This is a genomic window from Gluconobacter albidus (assembly GCF_002005485.1).
Lineage (GTDB): Bacteria > Pseudomonadota > Alphaproteobacteria > Acetobacterales > Acetobacteraceae > Gluconobacter > Gluconobacter albidus.
This window is the reverse complement of sequence record NZ_CP014689.1, coordinates 107,992-128,403: the sequence shown is the minus strand read 5'-3', so window position 1 is coordinate 128,403 and position 20,412 is coordinate 107,992. Positions and strand designations below refer to the sequence as shown.

Sequence of the window (20,412 nt, the reverse complement as noted above, 5' to 3'; positions counted from 1 at the left end):
CCTCAGGTCACATTGGCCGACACACGTTCCGCAATGGAGATAACGTCCTCGACAATCGCCGAACCATGACTGATCAGCCGCCCTGCGACACATCGCAGCAAAGGAAGCTTCATGCCCGTCTCGAACACCCGAAGCTTCCCGCTGGCCAGATAATCCCGCATGACCGCATAGGGCAGCAGAGCCAGCCCTTCTCCCCCCAGCGTGAGCGCCAGAATGGACGGCAGGGAACTCATGGTGTCCACCCGGTGATGGACGATCCCCTCCCGCGCCAGAAAATTGCGGATCGCCGAATGGGGAATGGTGTTGCGCGACAGGGTCATGATGGAAATCGACGGCGCCTGCCCCAGATCCAGCTTGCCGTTGCTGGGCAGCGCGAAATGTTCCCTGCCAACCATCGCAGTCTCGTAGTTGCACAGCTCGCTTTCGATCAGACGCGGTGAATTGACCGGCCCCAGAAAGAAACCCACATCCAGCATTCCCTTGGTGATTTTCCGGGAAATTTCATCCGAAACCGAAATCTCCAGGTCCACTGTCAGATTTGGATATTTGTGGCGGATCTCGATCAGAAGATCCGAAATCCAGGTCTGTGAAATGGTTTCGATCGCTCCGATACGCAGGATTCCGGTTGCGTCCTGATGTCCTTTGACCGTCTGGATCATTTCATCACGCAGATCGAGGATCTGACGGGCATACTGCACCACCGTCATTCCGACCGGCGTGAGCGTGATGGATTTGGGGGCCCGATGAAAAATACTGGCCCCCAGAAGCGCCTCAAGATGCGAAATCCGGACGGACACCGCTGGCTGCGTCATCCGCAGGGCATCGGCTGCCGCCCGGAAACTCCCCAGCCGCTCGATCCACAGAACCGTCTCAAGAGACTTGAAATCCATCATGAACGTCTCTGTCCTTTCCTATGCTCCGACAATGACGCCGATCTTTTTACGATACCGGAACAGGAGACCCGCCACCAACCGTACCGGCAAAAAAATATCCTGCCCAAAAGGGCAGGATATCGCAGAACCGGCAGGACAATGGTTCAGGAACAGCCCCTCAGAACTGGAAGGCCGTCTTGACGTAATACATGCCGCCACTGAAGCCGTAAGGCGAGTTGTTGGGATAAATAAACGCATTCTGCAGTGCGGCGCGCGAGGCAGCGTTCGCCTTGCCCGGATAATGATTCCCAAGGTTGAAAGCGCCCCCTGCGATATGCCAGCGTTTGGTGATGTCATATCCCAGTTCAAGATTGGTGATGTAGGACGGCTTGGCATAGGTCCACTGGGCCTGCGTCAGAGACGGTGCCGCAACCCATGTATAAGACCCGAAACGCTGCTCCTGCACACGGGCCGAGAACGGTCCGCGATGCCAGACAACCGTCAGGTTCTCAATATTCTTGGGCGAAGAATGCAGCAGATATTCCGCATTCGTCCGGTTGAAAGACGACAGCCCAAGCTGCTGAAGGGTCGAGGGGGTCGCGTTATGGTGCGAAATTTCACTATCCGCGATATTGAGGGAGAAGCGGAAGTCGAAATCACCAAGATGTCCCGTCTTCAGATGATAGGCCGTCGTGACGTCCCCACCATTCGTAACCGTATTGACCGGATTGCCGTAATAGGCCGCATACAGCACATTGGGCAGCCCCGCCGCAGAGAGCAGGCTTTCCACTTCGGTCCCGCCGAACTGGGTGCTGTTATACAGACGGTCGTTGATGGAAATCCGATAGAGATTGGCCGTCAGCGTCCAGTTCGGCAGCAGGGTGGCATCCACACCAATGCTGTAGCTCCGGGACTGCTCACCCCGCAGCTTCGTTGCGCCCAGCACCTTGGCCCAGTTCGAATTCACCGGAAGCTGCGCCGTCCGGTATGTCGGGAATGTCGTTTCGGCAAAGAACCCTTCCTCCGCAAGCGTCGGCGCCCGGTATCCCGTGTTGACGTTCCCCCGGAACGCAAGGTTCTTGCTCACATTATAGCGCGTTCCGACTGACCCCGAAGGATGAACGCCAAGATCGTCATAGCTGACCGCATGGCCACCGAGCGTCCATTCCCATTTGGGCGTGACGTAGAAATCCAGATTGACGTGCCCGTCGAAAATACCACGGTTCAGAATGCTGCCAGCCGCCGCCGGAATACCGAATTTGTCCACCGCACCCGCAGACGCCATTTTCCCGGCATTCGGCCCATCGAGAATGGGAACCCCGCCATTCTCCACAGACGCTTCATCACCCTTGCCAACCTGATAGGTATCGAAACGATAATCGAAACCATAACTCAGATTGACCGGACGTGGCAGAAAGGACGTCTTGATGATCTTCGTGCTGTTGAACCCGGCATCCAGCTCGGTAGAGACAAACTGTCCCGTGTAAAAACTCGTCGGGCTGTCCAGTCCCATCGTGGGATTGTCTGTATCAACAATATGGTTGATCTGCTGATTGCGACCATAATTGACGAAGAAATCCCACTGCATTCCCAGAAAACTATGCGCGCGGATGCCATTATTGACCTGAAAATCCCATTCCTCGGCATGCCACATCGGCTCCATGCCATTCGGATGGAGCGCGCGCACAACGTTATCGTTGGACGGCGCACGATACGTCTCAGGCGCAATGATGTCCTTATGGGCAAAAGTCGAGGTATTGTAGACTTCCCAGTTATCCGTCACCGGATAGGCCATGTTGACGCTGGCGGTTTCAAGCAGCATCCGGATATTGCCTGCCAGACGCTGCACGTCCTTGCTGGCGGTCTCGTTGCGTGGATCCCCCGCAAAATACAGGTTGGACGGATAATCGCCCGAACGGTTGGTGGAAAGCTGGTTGTTGATCTGGGCCGCCACGTTCAGATAACCGCCATGACGCCCCAGGGCGAAGCCGTAATCGGCATTGCCATCGAAGGACTGCCCGTCTCCCGCATAAAAGCCGCTGTTCTGGAGATTGATCGAGCCGCCCTTGCTGTCTTTCTTCAGAACAATATTGACCGCACCGGCCTCGGCATCCTGACCATACAGCGCACTCGCGCCTTCAGTAATGATCTCGACATGGTCAATCGCGCTGACCGGGATCAGGGACAGATCCGCCGGGTCCGTCCCGTAGTTCGGACCGGCCTGATAATAATTGAAATTGGCGTCCACATGCCGGCGCTTGCCGTTGACCAGCATCAGCGTCTGATCCGCGCCAAGGTTTCGCAACTGCATCGTCTTGTTGAAGCCGTTGCTGCCCATGCCGCCGAAAGGAGATGACGTCACGGCAGCGGAAAGCTGGGACAGCGCGGCGAGGATGTTGGTCTGACCGGTCTCCTTGAGCTGCTGCGAGGAATACCGGAAAACCTGTACCGTACTATGCTCCCGCGTGGAGGCCGAAAAAACGCTTTCTCCTGGAACCTGTGTCCCGCGAACGGCAATGCTTTCCGTGTCCTTCGCACTGACCTGAGTCACCTTCCTGCGATCCGTTTTTTTAACGGAACGAGAGGGGGCGTCAGTGGGATGAGCAACATGGACGGTCTTTTTTCCGGACGACGAAGTCACGTCCCTGCCCTGTAATGTTCCTTGCGCCAGTGCAGCATGACACAGCGACGTCGTCAGAAGACACGCCGTGCTCAGGGAGAGAGAGCGGGAGAGGTATTTCAAGGCGAACATTTTCACGCACTCCTGGGATCTGGGGATCAAAAGGCAGCTTTCCGCCGGAATTTCTTCATATGAGACGCGATTACCTTCCCTCCGGCAGTGTTCGTTCCGCCCGGTCAGTATTTTCGCTTTCATTTCCAGTTGATAATACGAAAACTTGATACGTTATTGGAACGTTTATCTTGTTATCCGCGCCAATAAATTTCTTTTATACCCCTCTGGGGGACGGTCACAGCCGACCGACCGGACAGGAATCAGTCGATTTTGAACATGGCTTCCACTTCAACCGCCATCCCGGACGGCAACGAGGACGTCCCGGTCGCGATCCGCACATGGCATCCTGCGTCCCCCAGAACCTCCCCGAACAGATCGGAGGCACCGTTCAAAACTTTGGCCTGCTGTTCGAAGTCTTCCAAACACCGCACCACCCCCGCCACCCGGACGAGCCGCCTGATCCGGGACAAATCTCCCTCAAGGAAATTCCAGACATGCGCCAGGATGTTGAGCCCACACAGCCGCGCCGCCTGCTGCCCCTCCTCGACGGAAAAATCCCTGCCCACGACTCCCTTGTAGCGAAGATCGTCTCCCCAGCGTGGCCCCTGCCCTGAGACGAACAGAAAACCGTCGCAGGAGAGGATCGGCGTATAATTGCCTCGCGGAACACTGACGGGCGGGAGAATTACGCCACCCTCAAGCACAGCCCCCGCCTCACGCACGGATCTGCCTCCAGTCCCCGGACTGGCCCTGCCAGTTGGTGACCATCCCGAGATGACGTTGCAACGTTTTACGGAATACCTGAATCAAACCGCGCCATTCCTCCGCAGCAATTCCGTCCGTCGCAGGCTCCGGCCCCATGAACATCCCGTCCACACCGCCACTCGCCACACAGGCTTCAATACAGCGGACTTCCAGCTCCGGCTCGTGAAAAACAGCCTGATTTTCCACCAGACAGGCCAGAGCCGCCACAAGACCGGTCGCCCCCCAGTTCGAGACATTCGCAACGATAAGATGGTCCGTTGCCGTCTCAGCCGCCACACCACCCCGTCCTTCAATGCCGCAGTCACGGGCCTTGGCGATCTTCTGTTTCAGTTCCGCAGCGATCACACCCATGCCGAGTTCATTGCCGCCATCCCCGATCCCGATGGAACGCAGCCCCCGCACCCGTGCCTGTGCGAACAGGTAGTCCAGATCCGCAACCATTCCATCCAGCGGACGGCCACCCAGACCATGATACAATCCCCTGTCATTGACGCCAGGCCGTTCGATCGCAATCAGGAGGCTCGGCTGAACCTGATCGAGCAGTGCATCGCACGCTTTGCGACTGCCGGCGTCATCCTTGGGCACAGTCGCAACATAAACCGGCCGCAGATAGGGAACCGGCACGATCTTCCCGTCTGCGGGCAGATCGAACGGTGCAAGACCCGCGCCGCGACAGGTCGCAAACATCATCTCCCGCCAGTCCTCGTCCACGACAATGACCGTTTCGCGCGACAGGCCCAGAAAGATCGAGCGCGCAATAAATGCAGCGCCCACAGGCCCATCCGTTTCCGGAACGCCGCCGCCTTCGGGGAAACCCGTAGCGATCAGAACAGGCCCCGGACGCTCCGCCACCTGTTTGACGATCATCTCGGCGGCAGCCATGCACATGCTGCCAGGCTGACGCTTCTGGAGCGCAGCGTAAATCATGCCGATACTGCCAACACCCGTATAATCCAGCACCATGAAGTCATCAATGGTTGCGGACAGACGTTCATACAGCGCTGTTCCACTCTTCAACATCCTGAATACGCCTTTTCTTTACAGTATTGAAGAATAGACAGACGGATCGACATTCCCGCCACTCAGCACCGCCACCGTCACCTTCCCCCGTACATCGAGCTTGCCCGAAAGAATGGCCGCAAGCGGTGCGGCTCCGCCGGGCTCGGCCACAAGTTTGAAATGCTCGAAGCAGTTGGCCATGCCGACCCGGATTTCGGCATCATTCACAACCAGACCGTCCGCCAGCAGGGTGTGATTGGTCGGAAAGGTGAGTGCGCCCGGCGTAGGCACCATCAGCGAATCACACAGCGTGTTCATGCCAGCCGCGTTCTCGACCCGATACCCGGACGCCAGCGATCTGGCCAGATCGTCAAACCCTGCGGGCTCCACGGAATAGATGGACGTTTCCGGACGACAGGTGCGGACAGCCGTCGCAATCCCCGCCACCAGTCCACCGCCACTCGCACTGGAAAGCACATTGTCGGGCATGACACCCAGCTCCCGGCACTGCTCCATGATCTCAAGGCCCACGGTGCCCTGACCCGCCATGACGTTGAAATCATCATAGGGCGGAACAATGACGGCGCCTTCGGAGTCCGCAATCTGCGCGCCGATTTCCTCGCGGTTTTCCGTCGCGCGGTCATAGAGCCTGACCTTGGCGCCATAACGGCGCGCACCTTCGATTTTCATCTGCGGGGCACTCTCGGGCATGATGATATGAGCCGGAATATCCAGCAGCGCACAGACCGCCGAAATCGCCAGGGCATGATTTCCCGAAGACCACGCCACCACACCGCCGCGCCGTTCGCCCGGCGTGAGTTGCAGAATACGGTTACAGGCCCCGCGAAACTTGAACGAACCCGTTTTCTGAAGCATTTCCGGTTTAACCAGAATACGCCCCCCCAGCCTTTCGTTCAGCACGGGACTTTCAAGAAGAGGCGTCCGGACCACATGATCGCGTATGCGACACGACGCTGCGAATATTTCGGAAAAATTCAGCGTTCTGTTTTCAGACTGCATCACAGATACTTTCCCCACTTCTGATGGGGTCATCATTCTTTTCAAACGTTTCTCAAATCAAATATTATCTTTGTATAACCCGCCATAAAGAACGCTTATGCCTGCCGCCCCTTCGCGCCCGATGCGGCCTCGCGTTTCGCCTGAAAAATCCCGTTTTTAAAAAATCTCCAGTTGACAATGATTCTCATTATCGAAATAGGAAGGGTAAATTTAGTTTTAATGAAGGCGCTCCATGAGTTTCTCCCGGCTTATCTGTGGTACGGCGTCCTGCCTCGCCCTGAGCGCACAGATCGCATCCGCAATCCCCTCTGATCCGCAGGACAAACGCACAGGGAAAACCACGTCCGGCCAGACCGCCGGGCCTGCACAACCGGAAGCGACGGGTTCGCCTGCCGAAATCATCACCGTCACCGCAACGGGCCTGTCGCAGGCCGGAGCCTCGACCAAAACCCGCACACCCATCATCGAATCTCCCCAGACGATCTCAATCGTCAGCCGCGACGAAATCGAACTGCGCTCCTCCCCCACCATCGCCGATGCCCTCGCCTACACCGCAGGCGTCCAGGCCGAACCACAGGGCATCGACAACCGGGTCGACGAAGTGTCCGTGCGTGGATTTGGGGCGGGCGGTTTTTCATCGAACAACAATTTCGTGGACGGACTGCGCCTGCCCGCCGGTGGCCAGTGGACGCGCACATCGTTCGATCCGTTCGCCCTCCAGCAGATCGACGTCCTAAAAGGCCCCTCCGGAGCATTGTACGGCCAGACGGCGCCCGGCGGCGTGGTCAATCTGGTTACGAAACGTCCGACAGAAAAAAGCGAAGGCGAGTTCTTCCTCCAGAGCAGTGGATATACCGATCTGGAAAACTGGCAGGGACAGGCTTCCGGCGATGTGTCGGGGAAACTGACCCATAGCGGCAGCCTCACGGGCCGGATGGTCGCTCTGGCCAAATATGGCGGCACACAGATCAACGACGTCACGGCAGGCCGCTATTATGTCTCGCCCAGTCTGACATGGAAATTCGCCCCCCATTCGACATGGACACTGCTTGCGCAGTACCAGCGCGATGTCGGCGGATCGACGTTCCAGTTCCTGCCCGCAACAGGCACGCTTTACGCATCCAAAGGCCGCCATATCGCCAATGATGCCAATATCGGCGAACCCGACTGGAACACATTCGACCGCAATCAGGCCCTTTTCGGATCGTTCCTGGAACATCGCTTCAACCGTTTCCTGACGGTTCGGAACAACGTCCGCTATACCTATCTCGACACGCTCTACCGTTCCACGGTCCTCTCCGGCGATACGCTTGCGAAATGCGCCAGTACCGTTGCGGGATGCGTGGCGGGAGAGACGGTCAACCGCCGCGCTGTCGAAGGCCGGGGGCGGTCACAGGGCGTCGCCATGGACACACAGGTCGAAGGCCATGTCCGCACCGGCCCCGTACGTCACCTCATCCTTGCCGGGACGGACTATTTCTATACGGACTGGAACCATGACCGCGATCTCGTCAGCGCGACACTGGTCAAGCCGCTTCTGAACATTTTCGATCCTGTCAGCCGCGGCAGCGCGGGTTACGAAAGCAACCTGTCCCCGCAGGTCTATACGTCCACGGTCAGCCGCCAGAACGGAATCTATTTTCAGGACCAGCTCAAGTTCGAGCGCCTGCGCGTTACGATCGGCGGCCGTCAGGACTGGGCCAATGACAACACCTACAATATCCTGACCCGCAAACGGTACATCACCCCCTCGCAGGCCTTCACCTGGCGCGCGGGTGGCGTCTATCTGTTCGATAACGGACTGGCACCCTATTTCAGCTATGCCCAGTCCTTCCAGCCGACCGTCTCCGATCCGTCCACGGCCAAGAACGGCCTGCCCTTCAAGCCGACCACCGGCGACCAGTACGAAGCCGGCATCCGCTACCAGTACGGCAAGAGCATCTATGTCACGTTCGGCGGTTATCAGATCACCCAGAAGAACATGACAACCCCCGACCCCGACGGCGAAACCTGCGGCACCGCGACCTGCCTGATCCAGACGGGCAAAGGTCGCGTCCGCGGCCTCGAACTCGAAGGACGCGCCACCCTTCCATGGGACATGGCCGTGATCTTCACCGGAACGCGCAGCGACGCCCGCATCCGGCAGTCCAACACGGCAGGACAGATCGGCAACTACCTGCCGCAGGCCCCGAAATGGATGGCCTCGCTCTTCATCGACCAGCGCATCCGCTACGGCGCTCTCCGCGGTCTGGGGGTCGGCGGCGGCGTGCGCTACACCGGCACAAGCTACGGCGATACGGCCAACAAACTGGCCATCCCCGACTATACGCTGTTCGACACCTTCCTCCGCTACGATGTCGGCGATGCCCATCCCGCCTATAAGGGCCTGATGCTCTCGCTCAACATGCGCAACGTCGCCAACAAGCGCTTCGTCGCAACCTGTACGGCGGTGGCCGCCTGCTATTACGGACAGGGCAGAAACCTCACCGCCCGACTGGAATACCGCTGGTGAGTCCGGCCCTGTCCTACGCTCTCGCAACCCTGTTCATCGCAGGGGGCGGAGCACTGCTCTATGCATGTTCCGCCAACCAGAAACTCCTGAACCGCCCCCTGCAAGGCAACATTCCGGTTCTGCTCGGGGTCGGGTTTCTGCCTGCCGGAATGGCCATCCTGACAACCACAACGAGCTTCTGTACCGCCTGCCTGATGGGCATGACCCTGCTCATGATCGTCTGGTGCCTGCTGCCACTGGGCGCATCTCTTCTCGCTGGCAGATCCCGGCCATGACGAAGCTGCCCCAAACCCTCGACAACCGGCACTGGGTCGCGAAAGTCTCCGCCGCCATCCTCGCGGGCGGCGGAATGACGTTCGCCATCATGGCCGTCCTCGGACGACTCATTGGCGCCAATGGCGACCCCAGAAGCCTCTCTGCCCAGGCTCTGATGTGGCTGACGGCCGTTCTCTGGGTGCTGATGCTGGGAACCTGCTTTCTGTTCTCCACGGGCCGCCGGGCCTGGGCGGTGCTGGGCGGGAGCTGCGTCGCCTTCTGGGGTCTCTTCCTGCTCCTGAGAGCATTATCCTGATGAAAATCCGCTCCGACATCCTGCGCGTCTACCGCGAGGTCCATAGCTGGGTCGGGATCTGTGCCGGACTGCTTCTGTTCGTGGCGTTCTTCGCCGGTGCGATCAGCATGTTCGAACAGCCCCTCCAGAACCTGACCTCACCCCAACTCGACATGCCGCCCCCGGTGCCTTTGTCCAAGACACCAGATCTGCTCGAAAAGGTCTTCAGCGCCTATCCGCAGGCGCGGCAGACCTACACAGTCCTGCTCGCCCCGGACCGCAGCCTTCCTGGCCGCGTGGCATGGCCTGTACACCCGCCCCACGGCCACGACGCAGGGCCGATGTTCGTCGCAACGCTTGCCCCCAACGGCGCGCTGGTCGTCCGTCAGCAGGCCATCACCCCGGTCGCGCATTTCATCGACATGCTGCATCAGGAACTGGGCATCCCCCTGCCCCATGCAATCAGCCGACCGTTCATGGGCATCATCGCGCTGCTCTACGGCATGGCCCTGATCTCAGGCGTGCTGCTGTTCCTGCCCACGCTTGCCCGCAACCTGTTCGCCTTCCGCTTCCGCGAGGGACCGCGCAAACTCTGGCTGGACCTGCACAATCTGCTGGGCTTCTTTTCGCTGCCCTTTCACATCGTCATGGCCCTGACCTCGGTGGTCTTCGCATTCCATGACCCCATTTTCGCAGTGCAAAGCCGGGTTTTCGCCACACCCCACGCCTCCCAGCATCTTCCGACGCACACAAGGCCTCATCCCATCACTGCGGACCAACACCCCGACGCACCGCTCCTCACTCCGACCGAACTCGTGACGTCCCTCGGAACACAGGCCCCAGGCTTCGTCCCAACCACACTGGCCTATAGTCAGGGCCATGGCGGCATGATGCTGCGTGTCAGCGGGCAGGACAGCCGCTACAGCATGCGCGGCCCCACGGCAGGCTTCGCCACGGTCGATCCCCGCAGCGGCAAAATCCTGTCTGCGGATTACCTCCCCGGTCATCAGAAAACCGGCTTTGCCATCCTGACGGTTTTCTTCGCCCTGCATTTTGGCAGTTTCGGCGGCAATGCAATCCGCTGGGGCTATGTCGTTCTGGGTCTTGCAGGGGCCGGCATGTTCTATACCGGCAACCGGCTCTGGATCGACGCCCGCCGCCGCCGCGAAAAAGCGGCAGGCCTCCCCCATGACAGCCTCCCCACCAGCATTCTGGCCCGCCTGACCCCCGGCTGGACCGCAGGCTGCATCAGCGGAACCGGCGTGATCCTTCTGGCAGGACTACTAAAGCCGGATCTCATGACCGAAACCGTCGTGACCTCCGCATATTACGGCGTTTTCCTCGGATGCATCGCGGTCTTCCTGTTCAAACCCCAGAGGCCCCGCTCAACGCCCCAGTCAACGTCTCAAATGTCCTGAACGCAGCGCCCCTCAAAAATACGACGCGTGGGGCGCAGACCGCCCACCCAGTAAGACAGTTCATGCGGGCCCGTCACATCCCACAGCGCCATATCCGCCCGCATCCCCTGCCGCAGCATACCCACCTGCTGCCCCAGCCCCAGAGCCCGCGCCCCCACGGACGTCACCGCCCGGAAACTCTCCTCCGGCGTCAGACGAAACAGCGTGCACCCCATGTTCATGACGGCCGTCAGCCCCAGAACAGGGGACGTCCCCGGATTGCAGTCTGTCGCAAGCCCGATACCCACGCCATGCTCACGCAGCAATGCGACAGGCGGAAGCTGCTTTTCTCGGATGAAATAGAATGCGCCCGGAAGCAGCATCGCAACCGTCCCATGACGCGCCATGCTCATGACAGCCTGCTCATCCGCATATTCCAGATGATCCGCAGACAACCCATGATACCGCGCGGCCAGAACCGTCCCTCCGCCCAGAGAAAGCTGCTCGGCATGAATGCGGACGGGCAGTCCGAGCGTCTGGGCCGCCTCGAACAGGATTTCCGTCTGGGCGGGTGAAAAGGCGATCGTCTCGCAGAACGCATCCACGCTATCAACCAGCTTTTCTTCATGAAGAACCGGCAGAACTTCCTCGACCAGAAACGTCACATACGCGTCCGCACGCCCCTGATATTCGGGCGGCACCGCATGCGCGCCCAGAAACGTCTTGTGCACACGGACTGGCAGTTGCTCGCCGATCGCCCGTGCCACCCGCAACTGTTTGAGTTCGTCCGCAAGGGTCAGACCATAACCTGACTTCACTTCCAGAGTCGTGGTCCCTTCCCGGATCATCGTATGCACCCGCTTGAGGGACGCCTCCAGAAGCTCCTGCTCCGATGCCGCGCGCGTCGCCGCAACCGTCGAGAGAATACCGCCGCCCTTGCGCGCGATCTCCTCGTAGGACGCACCGTTCAGCCTTTCCGCGAACTCACGACTGCGATCGCCCGCAAACACGACATGCGTATGCGCGTCGATCAGCCCCGGCGTCAGCCAGCCGCCGCGCCCGTCCTCGATCCGGATGGCCAGATTTTCCGGCACATCCGGCAGATCCGCCTGCGCGCCAATCCAGCAGATCGCCCCGTCGTGCACGCCCACTGCACCATTGCGGATACATCCATACCCATCCCCGGCCGTGACGAGAGCCTCGTCACCCGTCGCAAGATGGACATTGAGCCAAAGGACGTCCCACATGGTTCTTCTCCGAATTGTTCCGGTTACGGTGATATATGTATATACATATCAGTCAATCCCATTATGATCCTGCCCGGAAAACGGAACCCGCTTGCCCAAAGCGCCTTCCTCTCGTGCAACCTGGAATTTCGTTATGACCGAAGTGTTTGCAAAACAGGCCCTCCTGCCACAGGGGTGGCGCCGCAACGTCCAGATCACCATCGCCGCTGACGGGACGTTCACCTCCGTCACCCCCGACAGCACACCCGGCCCGGATATGCAGCTTCTGGACATGGTCGTGCCCCCGCAGATCAGCCTGCATTCCCACGCCTTCCAGCGCGCCATGGCAGGACTGGCAGAGCGCCGACAGAACCCGGACGATACCTTCTGGACGTGGCGCACGCGCATGTACCAGCTCGCGCATCGCATCTCCCCGGAGCAGATGCAGGACGTGGCCGCCTTCCTGTATATGCAGATGCTCAAGGCCGGCTACGCGCAGGTCGCCGAATTCCATTACCTGCACAACGCCGTCGACGGACGCCCCTATGCGTCCCCGGCCGAAATGTCCTCACGCCTCGCCGCAGCCGCCACCGATGCAGGCATCGGCATCACGCTCCTCCCCACCCTCTACGCCCGTGGCGGGTTTGACGGCAGCCCGCTGAACGACGCCCAGAAACGCTTCGCCAGCACCCCGGACACGATCGCCCGCATCCTGTCCGACCTCCAGTCCGACTGGCACGGTTCGCCACTGGTGACGGCCGGGGTGGGCCTGCACTCCCTCCGCGCCGTGGATATCCACACCCTCGGCGACCTGCTCCGCGCAGCAGGCCCCGCCGCCCCGATCCATATTCACATCGCCGAACAGCAGCGCGAGGTGGAAACCTGCCTCTCCGTCACGGGACAACGCCCCGTAGAGCATCTGATGAGCCACCTGCCCGTCGATGCCCGCTGGTGCCTCGTCCACGCCACCCATCTCTCGGCCGAAGAAGTCACCGCCATCGCCCGCTCCGAGGCCGTGGCCGGTCTCTGCCCGATCACGGAAGCCAATCTGGGAGACGGCATTTTCCCGTTCGAAGCCTATGTCGCGCAATCAGGTCGCTTCGGCATTGGCAGCGACAGCAACGTCCTGCTCAGCCCGTGGGAAGAGCTCCGCCTTCTGGAATATGGCCTGCGCCTGCAAAGCCAGAAACGCTGCGTGGCCCTCCCCCCGGACCACAAGGGGTCAATCGGTGCGTGGCTGTATCGCCAGAGCCTCGCCGGGGGGGCGCAGGCCAGCGGCCTGCCCCTCAGCGGCCTGCAACCCGGCGCCCGTGCCGATCTGTGCGTCCTCGACGAACAGGCCCTGTCCCTGCCCGACCTTCAGAACGACGACATTCTCGACTCTGCCATTTTCGCGACCTCAAGCCCTCCGGTCCGGCACGTCATGTGCGCCGGACAATGGCGCATCACCGATGGCCACCACCCTGACGAAGCCCGCCTGACCAAGGCTTTTCATGCAACCCTGCGCACCCTGATGGCTGCCTGAGATTTCCCGGATCACAACCATGACGACCGTTTTCTCCTTTACTCCCGGCACCCTCCCGATCCTGATCACAATCCCCCATGCGGGCGACCGTCTGGCGCCGGGCATGGACGAGCGCATGACCCCGCGCGGCAGAAAACTGCCCGATACCGACTGGTATATGGAACATCTCTATGCCTTCGCACTGTCAAAAGGGATCGGCATCCTGCGCGCAAATTTCTCCCGCTATGTCGTGGACCTGAACCGAGGCCGGGATGACGCCGCCCTCTATGCCGGACGGCCCAGCACGGGTCTGGTGCCGCTGCTGGGCTTTGACGGACAGCCCATCTATCAGGACGGTCAGGCACCGGATGCCGACGAAATCGCCGCACGGACAGAGCAGTACTGGCAGCCCTATCACGACGCCGTACAGGCCGAACTGACGCGCCTCCGGGAACAGTTCGGATGGGCGATCCTGTGGGATGCCCATTCCATCTGCTCGGAAATTCCCAGACTGTTCGAAGGGCGCCTGCCGGACCTGAACTTCGGCACCAACAGCGGGGCCTCCTGCGCACCCTCACTGGCCAAAGCGCTTCTCGCCCGCGCAGAAACGCTCACCGCCTACACCCATGTCCGCGACGGCCGATTCAAAGGCGGCTACACAACGCGCCATTACGGCCAGCCAGCGGACGACATCCACGCCATCCAGCTCGAAATCGCCCAGTCCACCTATCTCGCCTCAGAGCAGGCCCCCTGGCCCATCGACCTTCATGCCGCCGCCAGCCTCTCGGCCGCCATCGAACCCCTGTTGGCAACAGCCGCAGACTGGCGCCCCGAAAGCTCCTGAACATCAGCCGGGGGCAACGCAATACAAAAGGCCGTCCCCGTCCGATTCCAGCCGCCCGCCACTCCCTTCCGGCAGCACCAGATACGCCCCGGCCACGCAGGTCCGGGGCTGTCCCGACGCCCCCTCAAACACCCAGCACCCCCGTGCGACAACCACCGCGCGCGCCGCAGACACTTCGAAACCCGAAGCGTCCCCGCCCCGAACCGCCTCCATCCGCCACGGGCGGTCCGCAGGATGCATCAGGTTCACCACCTGAACCGGCCCGTCCACCAGAACAGCCTCCACATCCAGATCACCGGAAAACGTCAGAATTTCCCCGGCCCGGACGACTTCCCGCTCCGTCCCGTCCGAAAGACGAAGCCGCACGCCCTGCCCCGTCAGCAGCGCAATCTGCCTCGAAATCCCCGGAAACCGCGAGAAAGCGCCATCCTGCGTAATCTCCGCAACGCTCAGACGCCACTCTTCGCCAGAAACAATGACCCGCGTCAGGCCACCACCGTTTTTCCACGCCTGCGCGACAAGGTTTTCAACCGGCTGCGGCCCACGGAACAGCGGGAAAAGATTGTCATTTTCCGGATCCGGCTTCATATGGTCATACGCCTGCTTAGGGGTGTGTCTCATATGTAAGTACAACAACCCGGCAGGATCAGAAATGCTCTCCCGCCCACAGAGGGCAGACCAGTCCTCAAGAGAAGAAAAGGCAGCGGGCGCCGTGTCGCAGATCCTGGACAAGACGAAGACCATCGCACGTTACGAGCAGGTGAAAGCCTTCATCATCGAACGGATCGACTGCGGGGAATGGAAAGTCGGCCACCGCCTCCCCTCCGAACATGAATTCGTCGAACAGCTCGGCATTTCCCGCATGACGATCCACCGGGCGCTGCGGGAACTGACAGCCGAAGGGATCGTCCGCCGGGCACAGGGGGTCGGCACCTTCGTGGCCCAGCCCGCCAAACGCGTCGAACTTCTGGAAATCCGCGATATCATCGACGACATCGTCGCCAGCGGCCACCAGCACCGCGCCGAAGTCATCGCCGTGGAGACGGTGCGCGCCGACAGCGATCTGGCCACGGCGTTCGAACAGCGCCCCGGCACACGTCTGTTCCGCTCCCTGATCGTCCATTACGAAGACGATGTGCCCCTTCAGCTTGAAGAGCGCTACGTCTCTCCGCATTTCGCCCCGGATTATCTGGAACAGGATTTCACCCACATCAATCCGCACCGCCATCTCTACGGAATTGCCGGACCGGAAGAGATCGAACATGTGGTCTTCGCCGTCACGCCGCCGCAGGAGATCTGCACCCTTCTGCAACTCGACGAACCGGAAGCCTGCCTGCAACTGATGCGCCGCACATGGGTCGACGGCCGCGTCGTCATGAAGGGCATCTTCACCTATTCCGGCAACCGCTACAGCTTCGGCGGGCGCTACCGCCCCTAAAGACAACACCCTGAAAACAACGCCCGGCGGATTGACGCCCCCGACACGCCGCCTCTAGAGTTCTCTCTTGTATAGACAACCAAGAGACCCGCCGTGACCGAACTTCTGCTCGATCAGCCTTTCTCTCCGCAGGACATCTGCGACATTGCCCGGAACAGAAAAACGGTCCGGCTGTCGCAGGCGGCGCGGCAGCGGCTTGAGGACGCTAACCGGCGCCTGCGCGTTCTGGTCGAGAGCGAGGCCGCCGCTTACGGCCTCAATACGGGCGTGGGCGGCCTGTCGGACACGCGCATCACGCCCGAAAAACAGTCCACTCTCTCCCGCAAGATTCTCTTCAGCCATGCCACGGGGCTCGGCCCGCCCCTCAGTGCCGAAGCAACGCGCGCCATCATGGCCTGCGCCGTCAACCAGTATTGTCTGGGCTATTCCGGCCTGCGCGCGGAGATCGTCGATCGCCTCGTCGCTTTCCTCAACCACGATTGCCTGCCGATCGTGCCAAGAGACGGATCGGTCGGATATCTCACACACATGGCCCATATTTCCCTGACCCTGATCGGTCACGGAACGCTCCGGACCAATGCCACGGAACAGCCCGCCGCCGAGGTGCTGGAACGGCTCGGTTTTGCGCCGCTCGTTCTTGAAGCCAAGGAAGGGCTGTGTCTGGTCAACAGCCTCTCCTGCGCCACCGGAATTGCCAGCCTCGTCACGGAAGAAACCGCCGCCTGCCTCCACTGGGCAGATCGGATCGCCGCCGCGACCTTTGACGTCCTTGGCGGACAACAGCGCGCCTTCGATTCACGCTCGGCAAACCTCCGCATCCCGCCCGGCCATCGCGCCGTCTCACAAACCCTCAACCAGAATCTGGCAGATTCCGCCCGCCTCGCGGACGCCCGTGGCCAACGTACACAGGACGCCCTGAGCCTGCGCGCCATCCCCCATATTCATGGATCGGTCCACGACGCCCTGACCGGCATCCATCACACCGTCACACAGGAACTGCAAAGCCTGTCCGACAACCCCGCCATCATTGAGGACGAAACAGGCATCGGCGCATTCTCCGAAGCCCATGCCGTCGGCGCCAGCATCGCCCGCGTCATGGACGAAGCCGCCATCGCGCTGGCCTCTCTGGGCGCCGTCTCCGAACGCCGTCTGGACCGCATGGTCAACCCCCTGCTCAGCCCGTTCCCGGCGTTCCTGTCGAGCGATTCCGGCACGGGAAGCGGCTTCATGATCGCGCAATACACGGCGGCCTCGCTTGTCAGCGCCAACCGCCGCAACGCCCTCCCCGCCAGTCTGGATGGCGGCATTACCTCAGGTCTTCAGGAAGACATTCTCGTCCACGCCACACCAGCGGCTCTCAAGGCACGGGACGTTGTCGCCAATACGCGATCCATTCTCGCGATCGAACTTCTGGCCCTCTGTCAGGCCGTGGACCTCGCCGGCCTCACCAGAAAAATCGCCCCCCGAACGCTGGAGCTTTACAACAGCGTACGGGCCATCCTTCCCCTTTACGAGGAAGACCACCCGCTGGCGGACGATATCACCCGGCTTGAAGCCCTGATGCAGGCCGACCCTCCGTGCCGGACGCCCGGATCTCCCTGAGGAGAACAGGCAGCCCGAACGGAAGGCTGACCACACAGGCCACACACCCGGCAATGCCAAGCATCGTGAAAGAGGCATGATCAACAATCAGCCCCCCAAGCGGTGCCCCCAGGGCATATCCCATACGGTCCATGCCGCCGCAGAACGTCCCGACCCTGCCCGTATGATCCAGCGCAGCCGCACTTCCCAGCAGCCACGCATAAGACAGCATGGAACAGTTCCAGTAGATGATGACGCCCGCCGTGTAGCTCCAGGAATCCCACGCGCAACACGCCAGCAACCCGCCCACGCCCGTTCCCACCAGCGTCAGCGGCAGAATGATCTCCCGCCGCAGCCGCTGCGCCAGCGCGCCGACAATGAAGCTGACCAGAACGCTCGAAACGATACCCACCGTCGAGAGAAAAACGATATAATCGGCTGACAGATCAATGGCCCGTCCGACCCGCTCGGCAAAGGACCACGCCATGCTCGATCCCAGAGACGACCCCACCCAGATAAACAGCAGCGCCACCCCGCCACGCGTCAGACGCATCTTTTCCGTACTCTGCCGGACCGGCAATGGCGGCGCATGGCGCAGCGTTGCCATGAACGGCGCAATCACCGCAACAATAACCGCGATCCCGACAAAAACCCCCAGTTCGCCAAAACTGCGCGTGGCGTAAGGGATGGCGTCGATCACCGCCACCAGAACGATCAGTCCCCCGCCATTGGAAATGGCATACATCCGGTCAGGGTTTTCACTCGCCGACGCCGCACAGACATAGGACCGCCCCAGCAGCGCCTCCCCCAGACCAAACAGAAGCGCACAACCCCACGTCCATGCCGAAGACGACAGACCCGTCGCCGTCAGCAGGGACGACAGAACCGCCAGCCCCGCACCCAGAAACGCCGTCATGACCACCGAAACGCGCCCCGTCAGACGGGACAGCACCACCATGAAAACCGCAAAGGACATGATTTCGAAAAAGCCGAACATCCCCGCCCGACTGGCGGACTGATGCAGCCCCGACATCAGCGCATCAATCTGAAAGGGCATGACGGACGAGCCCAGATACGCACAGCCGGAGCAGATGCTGAGCCCCAGCGCCAGAAGCAGAAGCTGCCGCCCCGGAAGATAACGGACAGCCTGTATTCCTGTCATGATGATCGCAGTTATCCTGTCAGAAGCAAAAAAAAGGCGCATCCCCGAAAAGATGCACCTCCGAAACCTTATTCCCTGGTCGTAATCATGGGCAGGTTCAAGCCCTTTTCATGCGCACAAGCCACGGCAATGTCATAGCCCGCATCAGCATGACGCATCACACCCGTCGCCGGATCATTCCACAACACGCGCTCCAGACGGGCAGCGGCATCGTCCGTACCATCGGCCACAATCACCATGCCCGAATGCTGCGAGAAACCCATGCCCACACCGCCACCATGATGCAGCGACACCCAGGTCGCGCCCGAGGCGGTATTGAGCAGCGCATTCAGCAAAGGCCAGTCGGAAACAGCATCGGACCCATCGCGCATGGCCTCCGTTTCACGATTGGGGCTGGCCACCGAACCGCTGTCCAGATGATCCCGTCCGATCACAATCGGCGCCTTCAGCTCACCCTTGGCCACCATCTCGTTAAACGCCAGACCCAGCCGGTGACGGTCCCCGAGCCCCACCCAGCAGATCCGGGACGGCAGACCCTGGAACTGAATTTTCTCCCGTGCCATATCCAGCCAGTTGTGCAGATGCTTGTCGTCCGGCAGAAGCTCCTTGACCTTCGCATCCGTCTTGTAGATGTCCTCCGGATCGCCCGACAGCGCCGCCCAGCGGAACGGACCGATCCCCCGGCAGAACAGCGGACGGATATAGGCCGGCACAAATCCCGGAAACGCAAAGGCATCTTCCAGCCCTTCTTCCAGCGCCATCTGGCGGATGTTGTTGCCGTAATCGAAGGTCGGCACCCCCATCCGATGGAACGCCACCATTGCCTCGACCTGAAGCCGCATGGACTCCCGTGCCGCTTTTTCAACCGCCGCCGGGTCCGTAATCCGCAGCTTCTCGGCCTTCTCCAGCGACCATCCAGCCGGAAGATATCCATTCAGCGGATCATGCGCGGATGTCTGATCCGTCACACCATCCGGACGGATGCCACGGCGCACCAGCTCCGGAAAGACCTCAGCCGCATTGCCCAGCAGCCCCACGGAAACCGCCTCGCCCTTCGCGCAGGCCTCATGAATGATCTGCAACGCCTCATCCAGATCCTGCACCTGCCGGTCCAGATAGCCCGTCTCCAGACGCTTCTGAATGCGCGACGGCTCACATTCCACCGCCAGCATGGACGCCCCGGCCATCACGGCCGCCAGAGGCTGCGCACCGCTCATCCCCCCCAGACCACCCGTCAGAATCCAGCGCCCCTTGAGGTCGCCACCGTAATACTGGCGCCCCATCTCAACGAACGTCTCATACGTCCCCTGAACAATCCCCTGACTTCCGATATAGATCCAGGACCCGGCCGTCATCTGGCCGTACATCATCAGCCCCGCCCGATCGAGCTCGTTGAACTTCTCCCAGGTCGCCCAGTGCGGCACGAGATTGGAATTCGCAATCAGAACCCGCGGCGCATTGGCATGCGTCCGGAACACACCAACCGGCTTGCCGGACTGAACGATCAACGTCTCCTCATCCCCCAGTTCCCGCAGGGCTTCCACGATCCGGTCATAGCAGTCCCAGTTCCGCGCAGCCCTTCCAATCCCGCCATAAACCACAAGCTCCGACGGCTTCTCCGCGACTTCCGGATCGAGATTGTTCATCAGCATCCGCATGGCCGCTTCGGTCTGCCACGACTTCGCACTGATTTCGGAGCCATGGTCGGCACGGATCACACGATCATTCGACAGACGGGACGACACGGAAGGAGAATTGACCATGAGTAAGGTCTCCATTTTCAGAAAAACAGAAAGAGGTTTGGAAAA

The 20,412-nt window shown here is 60.9% G+C and carries 17 protein-coding genes; 8 read left to right on the top strand and 9 right to left on the bottom strand.

Going from position 1 to position 20,412, the window contains the following annotated elements:
* Window positions 1–2: 2 nt before the first annotated feature.
* From A0U94_RS00540 to A0U94_RS00520, 5 genes are all read right to left on the bottom strand, one after another.
* Window positions 3–893: a LysR family transcriptional regulator gene (locus A0U94_RS00540; RefSeq protein WP_231865414.1), complete on the bottom strand. Its 891-nt coding sequence runs from the start codon at window positions 891–893 to the stop codon at window positions 3–5.
* A 157-nt stretch (window positions 894–1,050) separates the two neighbouring features.
* The gene (locus A0U94_RS00535; RefSeq protein WP_244178032.1) at window positions 1,051–3,423 is read right to left on the bottom strand and encodes a TonB-dependent receptor plug domain-containing protein; all 2,373 of its coding nucleotides are present in this window, start codon (window positions 3,421–3,423) and stop codon (window positions 1,051–1,053) included.
* 443 nt (window positions 3,424–3,866) lie between these two features.
* Window positions 3,867–4,328: a RidA family protein gene (locus A0U94_RS00530; RefSeq protein ID WP_077802108.1), complete on the bottom strand. Its 462-nt coding sequence runs from the start codon at window positions 4,326–4,328 to the stop codon at window positions 3,867–3,869.
* Window positions 4,321–5,391, bottom strand: coding sequence for a DUF4392 domain-containing protein (locus tag A0U94_RS00525; RefSeq protein ID WP_149026628.1), 1,071 nt, complete (start codon window positions 5,389–5,391; stop codon window positions 4,321–4,323). Before A0U94_RS00525 ends, A0U94_RS00530 begins: the two co-directional genes overlap by 8 nt.
* An 18-nt stretch (window positions 5,392–5,409) precedes the next feature.
* A complete protein-coding gene (locus A0U94_RS00520) occupies window positions 5,410–6,390 on the bottom strand; it encodes a threonine ammonia-lyase (RefSeq protein WP_208611659.1) in 981 nt (326 codons plus the stop codon).
* A 232-nt stretch (window positions 6,391–6,622) separates the two neighbouring features.
* Here A0U94_RS00520 and A0U94_RS00515 point away from each other — a divergent pair, with 232 nt between their 5' ends.
* From A0U94_RS00515 to A0U94_RS00500, 4 genes are read left to right on the top strand one after another with little or no spacing between them, the layout of a single operon-like run.
* Window positions 6,623–8,902, top strand: a complete 2,280-nt coding sequence (locus tag A0U94_RS00515) for a TonB-dependent siderophore receptor (protein WP_077802107.1) — start codon at window positions 6,623–6,625, stop codon at window positions 8,900–8,902.
* Window positions 8,899–9,177, top strand: coding sequence for a hypothetical protein (locus tag A0U94_RS00510; RefSeq protein ID WP_077802106.1), 279 nt, complete (start codon window positions 8,899–8,901; stop codon window positions 9,175–9,177). The genes A0U94_RS00515 and A0U94_RS00510 overlap by 4 nt, the downstream gene beginning before the upstream one ends.
* Entirely contained in the window at window positions 9,174–9,473 is a 300-nt protein-coding gene (locus A0U94_RS00505) for a hypothetical protein (protein WP_077802104.1), read from the top strand. The genes A0U94_RS00510 and A0U94_RS00505 overlap by 4 nt, the downstream gene beginning before the upstream one ends.
* Entirely contained in the window at window positions 9,473–10,870 is a 1,398-nt protein-coding gene (locus A0U94_RS00500; RefSeq protein ID WP_077802102.1) for a PepSY-associated TM helix domain-containing protein, read from the top strand. The genes A0U94_RS00505 and A0U94_RS00500 overlap by 1 nt, the downstream gene beginning before the upstream one ends.
* On the opposite strand, the gene hutI is transcribed toward A0U94_RS00500, so the two are convergent.
* Window positions 10,858–12,096: an imidazolonepropionase gene (hutI, locus tag A0U94_RS00495; protein ID WP_077802101.1), complete on the bottom strand. Its 1,239-nt coding sequence runs from the start codon at window positions 12,094–12,096 to the stop codon at window positions 10,858–10,860. The genes A0U94_RS00500 and hutI overlap by 13 nt on opposite strands.
* A gap of 133 nt (window positions 12,097–12,229) precedes the next feature.
* Here hutI and A0U94_RS00490 point away from each other — a divergent pair, with 133 nt between their 5' ends.
* Complete coding sequence (locus A0U94_RS00490) at window positions 12,230–13,600, top strand: formimidoylglutamate deiminase (protein ID WP_077802098.1); 1,371 nt, start codon at window positions 12,230–12,232, stop codon at window positions 13,598–13,600.
* Window positions 13,601–13,619: 19 nt separating this feature from the next.
* Entirely contained in the window at window positions 13,620–14,423 is an 804-nt protein-coding gene (hutG, locus tag A0U94_RS00485; protein WP_208611658.1) for an N-formylglutamate deformylase, read from the top strand.
* A 3-nt stretch (window positions 14,424–14,426) separates the two neighbouring features.
* Here hutG and A0U94_RS00480 read toward each other — a convergent pair whose 3' ends face one another.
* A complete protein-coding gene (locus A0U94_RS00480) occupies window positions 14,427–15,011 on the bottom strand; it encodes a HutD/Ves family protein (protein ID WP_167369329.1) in 585 nt (194 codons plus the stop codon).
* A 124-nt stretch (window positions 15,012–15,135) separates the two neighbouring features.
* Here A0U94_RS00480 and hutC point away from each other — a divergent pair, with 124 nt between their 5' ends.
* Both hutC and A0U94_RS00470 read left to right on the top strand, forming a co-directional pair.
* Window positions 15,136–15,861, top strand: a complete 726-nt coding sequence (hutC, locus tag A0U94_RS00475) for a histidine utilization repressor (protein ID WP_062032547.1) — start codon at window positions 15,136–15,138, stop codon at window positions 15,859–15,861.
* 93 nt (window positions 15,862–15,954) lie between these two features.
* Window positions 15,955–17,463, top strand: a complete 1,509-nt coding sequence (locus tag A0U94_RS00470) for an HAL/PAL/TAL family ammonia-lyase (protein ID WP_077802093.1) — start codon at window positions 15,955–15,957, stop codon at window positions 17,461–17,463.
* On the opposite strand, the gene A0U94_RS00465 is transcribed toward A0U94_RS00470, so the two are convergent.
* Together A0U94_RS00465 and hutU are read right to left on the bottom strand one after the other, a co-directional pair.
* Window positions 17,402–18,604, bottom strand: a complete 1,203-nt coding sequence (locus tag A0U94_RS00465; protein WP_077802092.1) for an MFS transporter — start codon at window positions 18,602–18,604, stop codon at window positions 17,402–17,404. The genes A0U94_RS00470 and A0U94_RS00465 overlap by 62 nt on opposite strands.
* Window positions 18,605–18,672: 68 nt before the next feature.
* Window positions 18,673–20,349: a urocanate hydratase gene (hutU, locus tag A0U94_RS00460; RefSeq protein ID WP_149026782.1), complete on the bottom strand. Its 1,677-nt coding sequence runs from the start codon at window positions 20,347–20,349 to the stop codon at window positions 18,673–18,675.
* Between the last annotated feature and the right edge of the window lie 63 nt (window positions 20,350–20,412).